Genomic DNA, 15,970 nt, shown 5'->3' with positions numbered 1-15,970 from the left:
TCTCATTTTGCCGCATCTAAACCGAAGCTACCCATCGTTGAGAAGAGGAAAACTAAGATTACCGCCTTAAGAAACCACTCTGAATTGTTGATTACTGAAGGGTAAACGCCAAGTATTAGAAGAGAGAGGGCTGATACTGTTAAGGATATTACCGTTATTGTTAGGAGTCTAAGGGGTAGAAATCCTCCTAAGTTCTGTATCTTCCAGTTTCCGATCTTCCCGAACTTTATCACTATATAAAGTCCTAAAATTGTTAGGAAGAGGAGGAAAAGGGCATGTAAGAGGGACATTTTTTCAGAGAGCTCCCATACATCCTCACTTGCCGCAAACGGGAAAGCCAACAGTGCTGCTCCAGCGGCTTCTTGAATGATGTCTGACAGTTTGAGGTTTGAGCTTTCATTTTCTAACTTTCTGCTTATGGCGTTAATTTTCTCGTTAATCTGGTGTAACTCCCTTTCTATCTTTTCTATTTCTCTCCTCTCCAAGTTTCCCTCTCTGGTAAAATAGATTCCACAATGAAGAAGCTAATATTTATGGTTCTGTTTCTTTTCTGGGCAACTTCTCTGTTTGCGTCGGAGTGCCCGTCTGCTCCCGAAGTTCAGTCTATTTTAAACAGGGTTTTAAAGTTTCCCGTTATTGTGAAGTCTGTAAGTTTTTTAAAGTCGTTTAACGCCTGTAGAGTTGAAACGGCATCGGGGGATACATTCTTTATATCCCAAGACCGTAGGTTTCTCATAGAGGGTGTCCTTTTAGAGGTTCCTCCGTTAAGAGTCTCTAAGAAAGATTTTGACTTTTTTAAGGGTAAGGCTCTCTTTTCTGTAGGAAGAGGGAGGGAGCTCCTCGTCTTCACAAACCCGATGTGTAAAGCGTGTAGGGAGAATAGGGAGCTCCTCAAGAAACTGGAAGGTAAGTTTAGAATGTATTTCATTCCTTTAGGTTTTAGTGGAGAGGAGTTTAAGGCAGCAGTTGTCTCTTACTGTGAAAACGCTACTGGAGAAAAATTTTTTAACCTGAATCCACCGTTTAAACTCTGCGCTTTAGGAAAACTGAAGGTGTGGAGCGTTGAGGATAAGTTCAAGAGGTTGGGTATTACGGGAACGCCTGTTTTTATAACAGATGAGGGAAATGTTATCGTCGGAGTTGACGGTTTAAAACGGTTCCTCTCTCACAACTGAACGTGGAGTTTCTTAATTTTCTGTTTTCTCACAGATTCGGGTATCTCCTCAAGCTCCGGAAGGTTTCTTATCTCGTCTGGGTCGCTGATTCCGTTGAAGTTTATTAGGTAGAAGTTGGGTCTGTCTCCGTATAAGTTGTCTTCGTCCAGTATAAGGCCGCAGACGGCAAGTTTACTTTCTTCTACCGGTTCCTTTATTTCAGGAATGGAGAGGAGCTTGTCTATTTGGTTGTCTACGTTTATTTCCATAAGAGCTGCGTTGAAGGTTTTTGGGTTGTCGTAGAGGGAAAGGAGTATTTCTGCGTTCTCTTCGTAGGTTTTCCGTAAGAGTTTAAACTCAACCTCTGCAGACTGGGTAGGAAGAGTTATCAGTTTTTCAAGGTCAACGGTTGTAGTTCCAACAACGGCTATGAGGGGGACTTTCAGGTCTCTAACTGCGTAGTAGATTGAGGCTAAATTTGGAAAGACTTGGGCAGCTGCGTTGGAGATTATGAAACCTTCGGGAAACAGGGTTGATATCCTCCAGACTACAGTGGAAGCACAGACTATACAGGATTCGTATCGGTTAAGCGGCTCTTTAGCTCTACACTCTCTGATAAGGAGCTTCTCTATTACTTTTGCAGGGCTCATTACACCTCTACTATCTTAACTGTTAGGTTTTGGGTGTCAAGTATAGCAAAGGTGCTCTTTCCCGTTATGTAGCCGCAGAGCTCCCCTGGGTTCACTACCTGGCATCCGTTTATAACGCTTGTGTCAACTTGGTGGGTGTGACCGTAGAGGATAAAGTCAAAGTCTCCGGACTTTGCAAGTGATTCAACAAACAGTGGCTCGTGCATAACGGCAAACCTCTGGCCGTCTATGAGCCTTGAAGCTGGTGGTTTCTCTACTACTCCCCCTGAAACATTTAACAAGCCTACTACTTCTCCGTCGTTGTTCCCGAAAACTGCCATAAAGTCGCACTTAAGGTTGTTGAGGAGCTCCTTAACTGCAAAGGGGGAGACGAAGTCTCCACAGTGGATTAAAAGTTCCACCCCTTCTCGGTTTACGATTTCCACCGTCTTTCTAATCTTCTCAAGGTTGTCGTGGGAGTCTGAAACAACTGCTATTTTCACTTTTCACTCCCTTTAGGAGGTTTTGAGGAGACGTAGTTACACTCAGGGTACCTGCTGCAGCCGTAAAACCTTTTACCCTTCTTGCTCCTTCTTTCAACTACTTCTCCCTTTCCGCACTTCGGGCACTTTCCGTAGGTAATTGGGGCAGTATACTTACACTTGGGGTAGTTTGAGCAAGCTATAAACCTACCGTATCTACCAGATTTTATAACAAGGGGAGCTCCGCACTCTGGACACTTCTCCCCGGTTTCTTTTGGCTCTTCCTTCAAGCTCTCTTTGTATTTACATTCCGGGTAGTTTGAACAGGCTATAAATGCTCCGTACCTACCGTGGACTTTTAGGAGTGGAGCTCCACACTCCGGGCACTCCCTTCCGATTTCTTCGCCTTTTAAACCTTTAAGCTCTTTTTTAGCGTTCTCAAGTAGCTCTTTAAACTCTCCGAAGTAGAACTCGGTAAGGAGCTCCTTCCAGTTCTTCACTCCCTCCTCAATCTTGTCAAGTTCCTCCTCAACAGAGGCTGTAAACTTTACGTCAACGACCTTTGGAAAGAGTTTAACAAGGAGTGAATTTATAAACTCACCAAGCTCAGTAGGCTTTAGTTTCTGCTTCTCTTTCTCTACGTAGCCCCTCTGGATAATGTTTGAGATTATTGTTGCGTAAGTTGAAGGCCTTCCGACTCCAGCCTCTTCAAGGGCTTTAACCAGGGTTCCCTCAGTGTAGCGAGATGGGGGCTCTGTAAAGTGCTGAACACCTTTTACCTCTTTAGCTTCAACCTCTTCTCCCTCGTTAAGGTTTGGAAGGAGTTTCTCCTCTACTTCAATCGGGTAAACTTTTAAAAAGCCCTCCTCTTTCAGGGTTGAGCCTGTAGACCTGAAGGTTAAGCCGTTTCCATCTATATCAACAGAGACCGTGTTAAAAACGGCGTCCTTCATCTGAGAGGCAACAAACCTACGCCAGATAAGGTCGTAGAGCTTGAACTGTTCAGGAGTTAGGTAAGGCTTCACGCTCTCCGGAGTTCTGTAGACTGAAGTTGGTCTTATTGCCTCATGGGCATCTTGGGCGGAAGTTGGCTTTTTTGTTTCGTAGCTCCTTGCCCTTGAAGGGAGGTAGTTCTTTCCAATCTGGTTCTCTATGAACTCCCTTGCCTCCTTTACGGCCTCTTCTGAAACTCTCGTTGAGTCTGTTCTCATGTAGGTAATCAAACCTACCCTTTCGCTCCCAAGGTCTATACCCTCATAGAGCTGCTGGGCTATCTGCATCGTTAGCTTTGCAGAGAAACCGAACCTCTTTGAGGCCTCCTGTTGAAGGGTTGATGTTATGAAGGGAGGAAGCGGTTTCCTTCTTCTCTCTTTCCTTTCTACCTTTGTAACTCTGAACTGAGCCTTTTCTGCTCTCTCTACTAACTCTTTTGCAGTCTTCTCGTCCGGTATATCAAACTTTCCCAATTTTTTTCCATCAACGGCAAAGAGCTTTCCAGGAAACTCTTCACTTTCCTTTTTAAACGTAGCCTCTACCGTCCAGTACTCTTTCGGGACGAACTTTCTTATCTCCTCTTCTCTCTCACAGATGAGCCTTAAAGCAACAGACTGAACTCTTCCGGCTGAAAGGGCTTTCTTGAACTTTTTGGAAAGAAGCGGAGATATTGTGTAGCCCACAATCCTGTCAAGTATTCTCCTTGCATGTTGGGCGTAAACCTTGTTCTCGTCTATCTTGTCGGGGTTTTTAACGGCTTCCTGAATGGCTTTTTTTGTAATCTCGTGGAACCTTACCCTGTAGATGTTATCCCTCTTTACCCTTTTTAGGGCGTTTGCAATGTGCCAGCTTATTGCCTCCCCTTCCCTGTCCGGGTCTGTTGCCAAGAAAACTTCTTCACTCTTCTTGGCCGCCTCTTTTATCTCCTTTAATACTTTATCTTTTCCCTTAATCGTTACGAACTTTGGCCTGAATCCCTTTTCAATGTCTACTCCGAACTCCTTTTCAGGGAGGTCAATAACGTGGCCCATAGAGGCCTTAACGACGAAGTCTTTACCCAAGTACTTCTGAATCGTTTTGGCCTTTGCCGGAGATTCAACGATTAACAGCTTCTTTCCCATATTTCCCCCATTTACGGAGTAAACTCAAAATCTAAATAGAGCCCCTTTTAAAGTCAAACTGTGTAGCCTAAACTGTTCCTTGACAAACTCTTTTCCCTTTGCTTATATTCAGCCCGTCAAACTATATAAGGAGGAGTAGTATGCCCACAATTAACCAGTTGGTTAGAAAGGGGCGCGAGAAGAAGGTAAAGCGCTCAAAGGCTCCAGCCCTTCAGGGTAACCCTCAAAAAAGGGGAGTCTGTGTAAGGGTATTTACGACAACACCTAAGAAGCCTAACTCTGCCCTCCGAAAGGTTGCAAGGGTAAGGCTCTCAAATGGAATTGAGGTTACTGCCTACATCCCAGGTATCGGACACAACCTGCAAGAGCACTCCGTTGTTCTTGTAAGGGGTGGAAGGGTTAAAGACCTTCCGGGTGTTCGTTACAAGATTATCAGGGGAGCTCTTGACGCAGCAGGCGTTGAGGGAAGGAGACAGTCTCGTTCCAAGTACGGAACAAAGAGACCTAAGACGAAAAAATAATTTAGGAGAGGAGTGACATGCCCAGGAAAGGACCAGTTCCACCAAGGGAAATTCTTCCAGACCCCGTTTACGGTGACAAGCTTGTAGCAAAGCTTATCAACAAAGTTATGAAGGACGGTAAGAAGAGTAAGGCTGAGAAGATCGTCTACGGCGCATTTGAGATCATTAAAGAGAAGCTTGGAGAGGATCCTCTCAAGGTGTTCCACAAGGCCGTAGAGAACGTAAAGCCACTTATGGAAGTTCGTCCACGCCGTGTTGGTGGTGCAACTTACCAGGTTCCAATGGAAGTAAGACCGGAAAGACAGATCCACCTGGCCTTAAAGTGGATCGTAGACGCAGCACGTGCTCGTTCTGAGCGCGGAATGGTTAACAAGCTTGCAAACGAGCTTATAGACGCCTACAACGAGAGAGGCGGAGCCTTCAAAAAGAAGGAAGATACCCACAAGATGGCCGAGGCAAACAAGGCTTTTGCCCACTACAGGTGGTAAGTAACTCAATTTAGGAGGAGAAGTTGAGCAAGCAGCAGGCTCTCATAAAACAGATTAAGGTTCCCCTGGAAAAGGTTAGGAACATTGGAATAATTGCTCACATTGACGCTGGTAAAACTACGACTACCGAGCGTATTCTCTACTACACCGGCCGTATCCACAAGATAGGAGAGGTTCACGAGGGTGCGGCCGAGATGGACTGGATGGAGCAGGAGAAGGAGAGAGGTATTACTATCACCTCTGCTACAACAACCTGCTTCTGGAGAGACCACCGTATCAACATCGTTGACACCCCGGGGCACGTTGACTTTACCATCGAGGTTGAGCGTTCACTTAGGGTTCTTGACGGTGCCGTAACGATCCTCTGTTCAGTTGGTGGAGTTCAGCCTCAGACAGAAACTGTTTGGCGTCAGGCAGATAAGTATAGGGTTCCGAGGATCATCTTCGTCAACAAAATGGACCGTATAGGTGCAGACTTTTTCAGGGTTGTTGGTGAAGTTGAGGAGAAGCTCGGAGCAAAGCCAGTTCCCGTTCAGATTCCAATTGGAGCTGAGGACGAGTTTAAAGGAGTCGTTGACCTTATCACTATGAGGGCAATCGTTTGGGAAGAGGAGACCTTAGGGGCTAAGTACCACTACGAGGAGATACCTGAGGACCTCCTTCCAGTTGCCGAAGAGTGGCGTGAGAAGATGCTTGAGGCTCTGGCAGACGTAGACGAAGAGATAATGATGAAGTACCTTGAGGGTGAGGAGATTACCGAAGACGAAATTAAGGCCGCCCTCAGGAAGGGAACTATAGAGCTCCAATTTTTCCCCATGCTCTGCGGTTCTGCTTTCAAGAACAAGGGGGTTCAGCCACTCCTTGACGCTATTGTAGACTACCTCCCATCTCCACTTGACGTTCCTCCAATTAAGGGGATTAACCCGAAGACTGGTGAGGAAGAGGAAAGACCGGCTTCCTACGATGCTCCATTTGCAGCACTTGCCTTTAAGATCCTTACAGACCCATACGTTGGTCAGCTTACGTTCGTAAGGGTCTATTCAGGTCTTATGGAATCTGGTTCCTACGTCTACAACGCTACGAGAGATAAGAAGGAGCGTCTTGCAAGGATTCTCCGTATGCACGCAAACAAGCGTGAGGAGATTCCGGTTTTAGGTGCCGGAGACATTGCTGCTGCAGTCGGTTTGAGGGAGACCTACACAGGAGATACCCTCTGCGACCCAGAACACCCGATACTCCTTGAGGCTATGGAGTTTCCAGAGCCGGTTATCTCTGTAGCTGTTGAGCCAAAGACAAAGGCAGACCAGGAAAAGCTCTCCATTGCTCTCCAAAAACTTGCAAAAGAAGACCCATCCTTTAGGGTTTCTATGGATCACGAGACCGGGCAGACGATAATCTCCGGAATGGGAGAGCTCCACCTTGAGATTATCGTTGATCGTTTAAAGAGAGAGTTCGGAGTTGACGTAAATGTAGGTAAGCCTCAGGTTGCCTACAGGGAAACAATTAAGAGTGAAGTAACATCTGAAGGTAAGTTCATCAAACAGACAGGTGGTAGAGGTCAGTACGGTCACGTTTGGCTCAAAATTGAGCCCCTTGAGAGGGGTAAAGGTTTTGAGTTCTATGAGACAATTAAGGGTGGTGTCGTTCCTAAAGAATACATTCCAGCTGTCGAGGCTGGAGTAAGGGAGGCAATGGAAACGGGAGTCGTTGCCGGCTACCCGATGACGGACATTAAGGTTACCCTCTTTGACGGTTCTTACCACGAGGTTGACTCGTCTGAAATGGCCTTTAAGATAGCCGGTTCAATTGCCTTTAAGGAAGGAGCTAAAAAGGCTAATCCAGTTCTCCTTGAGCCCATTATGGAGGTTGAGGTAACGACCCCAGAGGAGTTCATGGGAGACGTTATCGGAGACCTCAACAAGCGCCGCGGAAGAGTTCAGGGAATGGAGGCAAGGGGTAACGCTCAAGTTATTAGAGCTTTAGTTCCCCTTGCAGAGATGTTCGGTTATGCTACAGACCTTCGTTCAATGACCCAAGGTAGGGCAACCTACATAATGAGGTTCAGCCACTACGAGGAGGTTCCACCAAACGTGGCTGAGCAGATAATAGGAGAAAGAAGTAAGTAACTATTAGCCCCCTCCTGGGGGCTTTTTCTTTTCCCCTTTACAAGTTAGTAACTTTGCATATAATACCAGCCTGCAAGAAGTTTGGTCTTTTACAAACCAATAAGGCTATTTAGGAGGAATAACCATGGCGAAGCAAAAGTTTGAAAGGACGAAGCCCCACAAGAACGTGGGAACAATTGGTCACGTAGACCACGGAAAAACAACCCTTACAGCAGCAATTACCCACTGCCTTTCACTCCAAGGAAAGGCACAAGAAGTATCCTACGACCAAATTGACAAAGCCCCAGAAGAGAGGGAAAGGGGAATCACAATCGCAACAGCCCACGTAGAGTACGAATCAGACAAGTACCACTACGCCCACGTAGACTGTCCCGGTCACGCAGACTACATCAAAAACATGATTACCGGTGCAGCCCAGATGGACGGAGCAATCCTCGTAGTATCAGCAGCAGACGGTCCAATGCCCCAAACGAGAGAACACGTTCTCCTTGCAAGACAGGTAAACGTTCCATACATCGTAGTATTCCTCAACAAAGTAGACATGGTAGACGACGAAGAACTACTTGAGCTTGTTGAGCTTGAAGTAAGGGAACTTCTCTCAGAGTACGGCTACCCGGGAGACGAAGTACCAGTAATCAGAGGTTCAGCGTTAAAAGCCCTTGAGTGCACATCAGCAGACTGCCCAGACTGTCAGCCTATCTATGAACTGGTAAACGCCCTTGATGAATACATACCTGAGCCTGTAAGAGAAGTAGACAAGCCATTCCTCATGCCAATAGAGGACGTCTTCTCAATCTCTGGACGTGGAACAGTCGTAACGGGAAGAGTAGAGAGGGGTAAGCTTACAGTAGGAGAAGAAGTAGAGATAGTTGGTTTAAAGGAAGAGCCTATAAAGACAGTAGCGACAGGAATAGAGATGTTCAGGAAAGTGCTTGACGAGGCACTTCCTGGAGACAACATTGGAGTACTGCTCCGTGGAGTAGGTAAAGACGAAGTAGAGAGGGGAATGGTAGTAGCAAAGCCTGGTTCCATCAAACCTCACAAGAAGTTCAAGGCAGAAGTTTACATTCTCTCAAAGGAAGAAGGAGGAAGGCACACGCCGTTCTTCAACGGATATCAGCCCCAGTTCTACTTCAGGACGACAGACGTAACGGGAAAGGTTAAGCTGCCTGAAGGCGTAGAGATGGTAATGCCTGGGGATAACGTAACGTTTGAGGTAGAGCTACTTAAGCCTGTAGCTATAGAAGAAGGGTTAAGGTTTGCGATCCGTGAAGGTGGAAGGACGGTAGGAGCTGGCGTAGTTACGGAAATTCTTGACTAATTAGAGAGGGGTAGTTATGGCTCAGGACCGCATCAGAATAAAGTTAACGGCCTACGACCACAGGCTATTAGATAGATCAGTTCAGGAGATAATAGATACAGTTAAGAGGACCGGTGCCATCGTTGCCGGTCCTATTCCACTTCCTACTAAACGTTCCTGGTGGAGCGTTATCAGGTCTCCACACAAGTACAAGTACTCTCAAGAACAGTTTGAGATAAGGAAGCACAGGAGACTCTTAGACATAAAGAACCCTAAACCTCAAACCGTGGAAGCTTTAATGGACCTGAAGCTTCCCGCCGGTGTTGACGTAGAGATAAAGCTTGACTAATGAAGAGGTGAAGTGATGAAAGGCATACTCGGAAGAAAAGTAGGAATGACTCAAATCTTCACAGAAGACGGTAAAGCTATTGCTGTTACTGTTATAGAGGCAGGTCCTTGCACAGTTGTTCAGAAGAGGACTCCCGAGAGGGACGGCTACTCTGCTCTACAGCTTGGTTTTATGGAGAAAAACAAACATGAGAGTAAGTTTCCTAAGCCTCTCCTTGGTCACTTTAAGAAGGCCGGTATAAAGCCTACAAGGTGGCTCAAGGAAGTTAAGTTTGGCAACGTTGACCAGTACGCAGTTGGAGACAAGATAACTGTTGAGATCTTTAAGCCGGGAGAAAAGGTAGATATTACAGGTAAGTCTAAAGGAAGGGGATTTGCAGGCTACCACAAACGCCACGGTTTCGGAGGCGGTAGGAGGTCCCACGGTTCAGACTTTCACGAGGGGCCTGGTTCAATCGGTGCCTGTGCAGATCCAGGAAGGGTTCACAAGGGTAAGAGGATGGCAGGCCACTACGGTAACGAAACTGTTACCGTTAAGAATCTTGAAATTGTTGACGTTATTCCTGAGAAGAACCTCCTCCTTGTTAAAGGCGCCGTTCCCGGCCACAAAGGTGGACTCGTAATAGTCAAAGGAAAGTAAGGGGTGAAAGATGGAGATTAAAGTAGTTAACCCTCAGAACCAGGAAGTTGGAACTGTAGAGATAAGGGAAGAGATAGCAAAAGCTCCCATAAAGCAGCACGCCGTTTGGGAAACCGTTAAGTGGCAGCTTGCAAAGCGCAGGCGCGGAACCCACTCAACTAAGACCCGCGGTGAAGTAAGGGGCGGGGGAAGGAAACCATGGCCTCAGAAACACACAGGTAGGGCACGTCAGGGGTCTATCAGAGCTCCCCAGTGGGTCGGCGGTGGAGTCGTCCACGGTCCAAAGCCGAGGGACTACTCCTACAACCTTCCTAAAAAGGTTAGGAAAGTTGCCCTCAAGAGCGTTATTTCCGGAAGGATTCAAGAGGGTAACTTCATCGTAGTTGAGGACTTCTCCTTTGAGAAACCAAAGACGAAGCAGGCCGTTGAGTTCTTAAAGAACCTTGGCCTTGAGAACGAGAAAGTTCTCTTACTTGTTCCTTCAGACCTTGACGAGAACACTTACCTGTCTTTCAGGAACCTTCCAAACGTTAAGGTTCTCCCAATAGAGGGACTCAACGTTTACGACGTTCTCTGCTACAACAAGTGCGTCTTCTTTAAGTCAACTCTACCTAAGTTAGAGGAGAGGTTATCATGAGAACTCCCTATGATATAATCCTGCGCCCTGTCATTACTGAAAAGAGCGTAAGGCTTGCAAACCTTGAAGTAAAGAGCTCTAAGACGAAGGAACCTAAAAAGATTACAAAGGTTACCTTTGAAGTGGCGATGGACGCCACGAAGCCTGAGATAAAGGAAGCCGTTGAGAAGATTTTCAACGTGAAGGTTGAGAAGGTCAACACTATGATCGTTAAGGGTAAGAGGAAGGGTATCAGGTTCCTTCGTGGTAAGAAGAAGGACTGGAAGAAGGCAGTTGTTACCCTTAAGCCCGGTTATGAGATTGACCTTGAGAAACTCTAAGTGAAGGAGTTAGAAAATGGGAATCAAGAGGTTTAAGCCATACACGCCCTCAAGGCGTTTTATGACTGTTTCAGACTTCTCAGAGATTACGAAGACTGAGCCCGAGAAGTCTCTCACTGTAGGTTTCGTTAGAGGAACTGGGAGGAACAACCAAGGTAGGATAACTTGCCGCCACAAGGGTGGTGGGCACAAGCGCCGCTACAGGATAATTGACTTTAGAAGGGACAAGATAGGTGTTCCTGCTAAGGTTGCCGCTATTGAGTATGACCCGAACAGGTCTGCCCGTATTGCACTTTTAGTCTACGCAGACGGTGAGAAGCGCTACATCCTCTGGCCTGAAGGCCTGAAGGTCGGAGATACTGTTATTGCAGGGCCTGACGCCGAAATTAAGGTAGGAAACGCTTTACCCTTAAGGAACATTCCCGTAGGTACTATCGTTCACAACGTTGAGCTAAAGCCCGGTAAGGGCGGACAGCTTGCAAGAGCTGCAGGTTCCTTTGCACAGGTTATGGGTAAGGTCGGAGACTACGCTCAACTGAGGCTTCCATCTGGAGAGCTCCGCCTCGTCCACCTTGACTGCATGGCAACCGTTGGTCAGGTCGGAAACCTTGACCACGAGAACATCGTAATCGGTAAGGCCGGACGCTCAAGGTGGCTCGGTATTAGGCCAACCGTTCGCGGAACTGCTATGAACCCGGTTGACCACCCCCACGGTGGTGGTGAGGGTAGGACTTTCGGTAAGCACCCTGTTACTCCTTGGGGACAGCCTACAAAGGGATACAAGACAAGGCGTTCCAAGAAGTACTCAGACAGGTTTATCATTAAACGCCGTAACCAGAAGTAGGAGGTTTAAATGGGACGTTCACTAAAGAAGGGGCCCTACGTTAACCCTAAGATACTGAAGAAAGTCCGTAAGATGAACGAAACCGGAGAGAAAAAGGTAATAAAGGTTTGGGATAGGGCCTGCACAATTGTTCCTGAGTTTATTGGCCACACCTTTGCCGTTTACAACGGCCAGAAGTTCATTCCCGTTTACGTTACAGAACAGATGGTTGGCCACAGACTTGGAGAGTTCTCACTTACAAGGACTTTCCGCGGACACGCCGGCCAGAAAGTAGCTAAGAAGAAGTAAGGAGAGGTAGAAGATGGCTGTTGAGCAGAGGGATTACTATCAGGCAGGTGAAAGGGGATTTACCACCCCGACTGAGGCAAGGGCTATTTGGAGAAGGGCGAGGATGTCTGCTTCTAAGGTGAGGCTCGTTGTTGACCTCATCAGAGGAAAGCAGGTTGACAACGCTCTTGCCATACTCCAGAACAGCCCAAAAAAGGCTGCTCGTATGGTTGAAAAGGTTTTGAAAAGCGCCATTGCAAACGCCGAACAGAAAGGTTTAGACCCTGAGGAGCTCATCGTTAAGAGGGCTTACGTTGACGAAGGCCCTACAATGAAGAGGGTAAGGCCCAGGGCTATGGGAAGGGCTAACATCAGACGCAGGAGAACTTGCCACATTACCGTTGTGGTAGGTAAACCTGAGGAGAAAAAGTAATTTCGGAGGTAAACCTTGGGACAGAAAGTTCACCCGATAGGATTTAGGCTTGGAATCACAAAAGACTGGGAGTCTAAGTGGGTAGCCAAGAAAAAGAAGGAATTTGTTGATACTCTCCACGAAGACCTCAAGATAAGAAACCTTATTAAACAAAAGTATTACCATGCCGGTATAGCCCGTATAGATATTGAGAGAACTCCAGACAAAATTAACATCAGGATCTGGGCTGCAAGGCCGGGTCTTCTGATTGCAAGGAAGGGGGCTGAGGTTAAGGCTCTCAGGCGTTTCCTTGAAGATCTTACAGGAAAGAGCGTTTACATCAACATTGAGGAAGTTAAATATCCTCAGCTCAACGCTCAGCTCGTTGCTGAAAACGTTGCTCAACAGCTAGAGCGCCGTGTGGCGTTCAGGCGTGCAATGAAGAGGGTTATTGCCGACGCTATGAAGGCAGGAGCTAAGGGAATTAAGGTTCAGTGTGCCGGAAGACTTGGCGGTGCCGATATGGCAAGGAAAGAGTGGTACAGAGAGGGAAGAGTTCCGTTGCAGACTATCCGTGCCGACATAGATTATGGCACTGCCATTGCAAAGACAAAGTACGGTGTTATCGGCATTAAGGTTTGGATCTACAAGGGAGACGTTTACAAGGACGAGACTGAAGAGCTCCTCAAGAAAATTGAGAAGGAAGTAAAACAAGAGATGGCGAGAGGTGAGTAACCATGTTAATGCCGAGGAGAACCAAGTATAGGAAGCAGCAGAGAGGAAGGTTAAAGGGTAAGTCCTACAGAGGAAACAGACTTGCCTTTGGAGACTACGGAATTCAAGCCCTTGAGCCTCACTACGTTACTACAAACCAGATTGAGGCTGCAAGGGTCGCAATGACAAGGACGATGAAAAGGGGTGGTAAGGTCTGGATCCGCATCTTCCCGGACAAGCCTTATACCAAAAAACCCCTTGAAACCCGTATGGGTAAGGGTAAGGGTAACGTTGAGACTTGGGTTGCTAAAGTCCTTCCGGGACGCATCATGTTTGAGATTGCAGGTGTTCCGGAAGATGTTGCTATGGAAGCTCTTAGACTTGCCATTCACAAGCTTCCAATGAAGTGTAGAATCGTTAAGAGGGAAGAAACTCCAGCTGGTGAGGAGTAAGTGATGAAGAAGTATACAGAGGAACTGAGACAGAAGTCTAACGAGGAGCTCCTTAAAATGGTTGGGGAGCTTAAAGAGAAACTCCTTAAACTTCGTTTTAAGAACGCCTTTGGTCAGCTTGAGAACCCTATGGATATCAGGAAGACGAGGCGTCAAATCGCCCGCATTCTCACAATCTTAAGAGAGCGCGGCGTTAAGGCTTAACGGAGGAGACAATGGCAGAAAGGGTTAACAGGAGAAAGGTAAGGGTTGGCGTAGTTGTAAGCGACAAGATGGACAAAACAGTTGTTGTTCGCGTTACGAGAGAGTTCCGTCACCCCGTTTACGGTAAAAGGGTTAAGTTCTCCAAGAAATACATGGCTCACGACGAGAACAACCAATGCCAGGTTGGAGACGTCGTGAGGATTATGGAGACAAGACCTCTCTCCCGCCGTAAGAGGTGGAGAGTGGTTGAAATTATTGAGAAGGCCAAGAAGCTCGGAGAGGTTTCTGAAGAAACCTCAGGAACTACAGAGGAGTAAATCCTTTAAAGGAGTGTAGCGATGATTCAGGTTCAAACATACCTCAACGTTGCAGACAACACAGGTGCAAAGAGGGTTCAGTGTATAAGGGTTCTTGGCGGTTCAAACAGGAAGTATGCTTCCCTTGGCGACCAGATAGTTGTTACTGTTAAGGACGCTGCTCCTAACGCTACTGCCAAGAAAGGTGAGGTTTACAGGGCGGTAGTCGTTAGGACTAAGAAAGAGTTAAGGCGTCCTGACGGAACGTACATAAAGTTTGACGATAACGCCGTTGTTTTGCTCAACAAGCAGGGAGAACCCCTCGGAACCCGTATCTTGGGACCGGTTGCCCGTGAGGCAAGGCAGAAAGGGTTTACAAAGGTTGCAACCCTTGCTCCAGAAGTTATCTAAGGGAGGAACTAATGGCTAAGAAGAAGTTTAAGATAAAGGCCGGTGATAAGGTTGTTGTTATCGCCGGGAAAGACAAGGGAAAAGTCGGGAAAGTTTTAAAAGTCCTTCCCGAGGAAGAGAGAGTTATTGTTGAGGGCGTAAGGCTCGTTAAAAAACACCTTCGCCCTAGCCAGAAATATCCTGAAGGTGGCATCATAGAAAAAGAGGCTCCTATTCACATTAGCAACGTTATGTTGGTTGACCCTAAAACTGGTAAGCCAACGAGGGTTGGTATTAAGTTCGTTAACGGTAAGAAAGTTCGCTACGCAAAGCGTTCCGGCGAGATAATTGACGAGATAAGCAAACCCCAGAAGGCGGGTCGGTAATCCGCTAATGAAGGAGGAGTGATGGCAGAAGAGAAGTATGTTCCAAGGTTAAAAAAGAAGTATAAAGAGGAAGTTGTTCCAGCTCTTATGAAAAAGTTCGGCTACAAGAACGTTATGGAAGTTCCGAAGATTGAAAAGATCGTCGTAAACATGGGAGTTGGTGAGGCCGTTCAGAACATTAAGGAGCTTGAGAACGCAATGAACGACCTTGCCCTCATCACAGGACAGAAGCCTTCCGTTAGGAGGGCAAAGAGGTCTGAGGCTGGTTTTAAGCTCCGTAAGGGAATGCCTATCGGAGCTAAGGTCACACTGAGAAGAGACAGGATGTGGGACTTCTTAGACAGGCTTATCTCTATGGCACTTCCGAGGGTTAGGGACTTTAAAGGACTCTCTCCCAAGTCCTTTGACGGAAGAGGTAACTACAACTTTGGCCTTGAGGAGCAGACCGTTTTCCCCGAAATTGACTACGACAAAGTTGACAAGGTTAGGGGAATGAACATTACTATCGTTACAACTGCAGAAACCGACGAGGAATCTAAGGCTCTCCTTGAAGCCCTTGGATTCCCATTTAGGAAGTAATTAGGAGGAGTAGATGGCAAGGAAAGCTCTTATCGTTAAAGCTCAGAAAGAGCCGAAGTATAAGGTTAGGAAGTATAACAGGTGCCCCCTCTGTGGCCGTCCGAGGGGATACATCAGGGCTTTCGGAATGTGTAGGCTCTGCTTTAGAACACTTGCTCTCCAGGGTAAAATCCCTGGCGTTAGAAAGGCAAGCTGGTAAAAACTTGTAGGAGAGGTAGAAGAGCCATGATGATGGACAGCGTTGCAGATTTCCTTACCCGTATAAGGAATGCTAATTTCGTTTACCACGAGACGGTTGACGCTCCCTACTCAAAGGTAAACGAGGCTATTGCCAAAATTCTTAAAGAGGAAGGTTTTATTAAAGACTACGAGATAGTTGAGGAGCCTTTTAAGAGGTCTAAGAACCCTGATAACAAGAAGAAGATAATTAGGATTCACATGAAGTATGGCCCGAATAAGGAGAGAGTTATCAACGAGATTAAGAGGGTTTCTAAGCCTGGTAGGCGTATCTACGTTAGCAAGGATGAGATTCCTCTTGTTAAGGCAGGGCTTGGAGTTGCAATCCTGTCAACTAACAAAGGGATTATTCCCGGCTATAAGGCCAGGAAGCTTGGAGTAGGCGGAGAGGTTCTCTGCTACGTTTGGTAAAACCATTAAAGGAGTGAGG

General features: G+C 46.8%; 25 protein-coding genes. 21 read left to right on the top strand and 4 right to left on the bottom strand.

Annotation, left to right across the window (positions count from 1 at the left end):
* Positions 1-2: 2 nt before the first annotated feature.
* A complete protein-coding gene (locus ACZ424_RS04420; RefSeq protein WP_464903796.1) occupies positions 3-485 on the bottom strand; it encodes a DUF2391 family protein in 483 nt (160 codons plus the stop codon).
* A 30-nt stretch (positions 486-515) separates the two neighbouring features.
* Here ACZ424_RS04420 and ACZ424_RS04415 point away from each other — a divergent pair, with 30 nt between their 5' ends.
* Positions 516-1,175, top strand: a complete 660-nt coding sequence (locus ACZ424_RS04415) for a thioredoxin domain-containing protein (protein ID WP_464903795.1) — start codon at positions 516-518, stop codon at positions 1,173-1,175.
* On the opposite strand, the gene ACZ424_RS04410 is transcribed toward ACZ424_RS04415, so the two are convergent.
* The 3 genes from ACZ424_RS04410 to topA are packed head-to-tail and all read right to left on the bottom strand — an operon-like array spanning position 1,166 to position 4,379.
* A complete protein-coding gene (locus ACZ424_RS04410; RefSeq protein ID WP_464903794.1) occupies positions 1,166-1,804 on the bottom strand; it encodes a carbonic anhydrase in 639 nt (212 codons plus the stop codon). The two genes, ACZ424_RS04415 and ACZ424_RS04410, sit on opposite strands and share 10 nt — an antisense overlap.
* Positions 1,804-2,286, bottom strand: coding sequence for a metallophosphoesterase (locus ACZ424_RS04405; protein WP_464903793.1), 483 nt, complete (start codon positions 2,284-2,286; stop codon positions 1,804-1,806). Before ACZ424_RS04405 ends, ACZ424_RS04410 begins: the two co-directional genes overlap by 1 nt.
* On the bottom strand, positions 2,283-4,379 hold the full coding sequence (topA, locus tag ACZ424_RS04400; protein ID WP_464903792.1) for a type I DNA topoisomerase: 2,097 nt from the start codon (positions 4,377-4,379) through the stop codon (positions 2,283-2,285). The genes ACZ424_RS04405 and topA overlap by 4 nt, the downstream gene beginning before the upstream one ends.
* Positions 4,380-4,519: 140 nt before the next feature.
* Between topA and rpsL the strand changes: the two genes are divergently transcribed.
* The 20 genes from rpsL (at position 4,520) to rpsH (ending at position 15,951) form a co-directional block, all read left to right on the top strand.
* Positions 4,520-4,900 (top strand): 30S ribosomal protein S12, encoded by a 381-nt coding sequence (gene rpsL, locus ACZ424_RS04395; protein WP_464903791.1) that lies wholly within the window; start codon positions 4,520-4,522, stop codon positions 4,898-4,900.
* Between the two features lie 17 nt (positions 4,901-4,917).
* Positions 4,918-5,388 carry a 30S ribosomal protein S7 gene (gene rpsG, locus ACZ424_RS04390; protein WP_464903790.1) on the top strand — a complete coding sequence of 157 codons (471 nt, stop codon included), beginning with the start codon at positions 4,918-4,920 and terminating at the stop codon, positions 5,386-5,388.
* 23 nt (positions 5,389-5,411) lie between these two features.
* On the top strand, positions 5,412-7,514 hold the full coding sequence (gene fusA, locus ACZ424_RS04385; RefSeq protein ID WP_464903789.1) for an elongation factor G: 2,103 nt from the start codon (positions 5,412-5,414) through the stop codon (positions 7,512-7,514).
* Between the two features lie 124 nt (positions 7,515-7,638).
* Entirely contained in the window at positions 7,639-8,835 is a 1,197-nt protein-coding gene (tuf, locus tag ACZ424_RS04380) for an elongation factor Tu (RefSeq protein WP_464903788.1), read from the top strand.
* 16 nt (positions 8,836-8,851) lie between these two features.
* On the top strand, positions 8,852-9,163 hold the full coding sequence (rpsJ, locus tag ACZ424_RS04375; RefSeq protein WP_013537015.1) for a 30S ribosomal protein S10: 312 nt from the start codon (positions 8,852-8,854) through the stop codon (positions 9,161-9,163).
* Between the two features lie 15 nt (positions 9,164-9,178).
* The gene (gene rplC, locus ACZ424_RS04370; RefSeq protein WP_464903787.1) at positions 9,179-9,802 is read left to right on the top strand and encodes a 50S ribosomal protein L3; all 624 of its coding nucleotides are present in this window, start codon (positions 9,179-9,181) and stop codon (positions 9,800-9,802) included.
* 10 nt (positions 9,803-9,812) lie between these two features.
* Complete coding sequence (rplD, locus tag ACZ424_RS04365) at positions 9,813-10,439, top strand: 50S ribosomal protein L4 (RefSeq protein WP_464903786.1); 627 nt, start codon at positions 9,813-9,815, stop codon at positions 10,437-10,439.
* Positions 10,436-10,759: a 50S ribosomal protein L23 gene (gene rplW, locus ACZ424_RS04360; RefSeq protein WP_464903785.1), complete on the top strand. Its 324-nt coding sequence runs from the start codon at positions 10,436-10,438 to the stop codon at positions 10,757-10,759. The genes rplD and rplW overlap by 4 nt, the downstream gene beginning before the upstream one ends.
* Before the next feature lie 16 nt (positions 10,760-10,775).
* The gene (gene rplB / locus ACZ424_RS04355) at positions 10,776-11,603 is read left to right on the top strand and encodes a 50S ribosomal protein L2 (RefSeq protein ID WP_464903784.1); all 828 of its coding nucleotides are present in this window, start codon (positions 10,776-10,778) and stop codon (positions 11,601-11,603) included.
* A 9-nt stretch (positions 11,604-11,612) separates the two neighbouring features.
* Positions 11,613-11,891, top strand: a complete 279-nt coding sequence (gene rpsS / locus ACZ424_RS04350; RefSeq protein ID WP_013537020.1) for a 30S ribosomal protein S19 — start codon at positions 11,613-11,615, stop codon at positions 11,889-11,891.
* Positions 11,892-11,904: 13 nt separating this feature from the next.
* The gene (rplV, locus tag ACZ424_RS04345) at positions 11,905-12,303 is read left to right on the top strand and encodes a 50S ribosomal protein L22 (RefSeq protein ID WP_464903783.1); all 399 of its coding nucleotides are present in this window, start codon (positions 11,905-11,907) and stop codon (positions 12,301-12,303) included.
* Positions 12,304-12,318: 15 nt separating this feature from the next.
* Positions 12,319-13,017: a 30S ribosomal protein S3 gene (gene rpsC / locus ACZ424_RS04340; RefSeq protein ID WP_464903782.1), complete on the top strand. Its 699-nt coding sequence runs from the start codon at positions 12,319-12,321 to the stop codon at positions 13,015-13,017.
* Positions 13,018-13,019: 2 nt separating this feature from the next.
* Positions 13,020-13,448, top strand: a complete 429-nt coding sequence (gene rplP / locus ACZ424_RS04335) for a 50S ribosomal protein L16 (RefSeq protein ID WP_464903781.1) — start codon at positions 13,020-13,022, stop codon at positions 13,446-13,448.
* A 3-nt stretch (positions 13,449-13,451) separates the two neighbouring features.
* The gene (rpmC, locus tag ACZ424_RS04330; RefSeq protein WP_464903780.1) at positions 13,452-13,652 is read left to right on the top strand and encodes a 50S ribosomal protein L29; all 201 of its coding nucleotides are present in this window, start codon (positions 13,452-13,454) and stop codon (positions 13,650-13,652) included.
* Between the two features lie 11 nt (positions 13,653-13,663).
* Positions 13,664-13,969 carry a 30S ribosomal protein S17 gene (gene rpsQ / locus ACZ424_RS04325; protein WP_464903779.1) on the top strand — a complete coding sequence of 102 codons (306 nt, stop codon included), beginning with the start codon at positions 13,664-13,666 and terminating at the stop codon, positions 13,967-13,969.
* Between the two features lie 21 nt (positions 13,970-13,990).
* Positions 13,991-14,359, top strand: coding sequence for a 50S ribosomal protein L14 (gene rplN, locus ACZ424_RS04320; protein ID WP_464903778.1), 369 nt, complete (start codon positions 13,991-13,993; stop codon positions 14,357-14,359).
* Between the two features lie 11 nt (positions 14,360-14,370).
* Positions 14,371-14,724, top strand: coding sequence for a 50S ribosomal protein L24 (gene rplX, locus ACZ424_RS04315; RefSeq protein ID WP_464903777.1), 354 nt, complete (start codon positions 14,371-14,373; stop codon positions 14,722-14,724).
* A gap of 21 nt (positions 14,725-14,745) precedes the next feature.
* Positions 14,746-15,303: a 50S ribosomal protein L5 gene (gene rplE, locus ACZ424_RS04310; protein ID WP_464903776.1), complete on the top strand. Its 558-nt coding sequence runs from the start codon at positions 14,746-14,748 to the stop codon at positions 15,301-15,303.
* A gap of 13 nt (positions 15,304-15,316) precedes the next feature.
* Entirely contained in the window at positions 15,317-15,502 is a 186-nt protein-coding gene (locus tag ACZ424_RS04305) for a type Z 30S ribosomal protein S14 (RefSeq protein ID WP_464903775.1), read from the top strand.
* A 26-nt stretch (positions 15,503-15,528) separates the two neighbouring features.
* The gene (rpsH, locus tag ACZ424_RS04300) at positions 15,529-15,951 is read left to right on the top strand and encodes a 30S ribosomal protein S8 (protein ID WP_464903774.1); all 423 of its coding nucleotides are present in this window, start codon (positions 15,529-15,531) and stop codon (positions 15,949-15,951) included.
* Positions 15,952-15,970 lie beyond the last annotated feature (19 nt).

The organism is Thermovibrio ruber, assembly GCF_055380895.1.
This window is presented reverse-complemented; position numbering and strand designations above follow the sequence as displayed.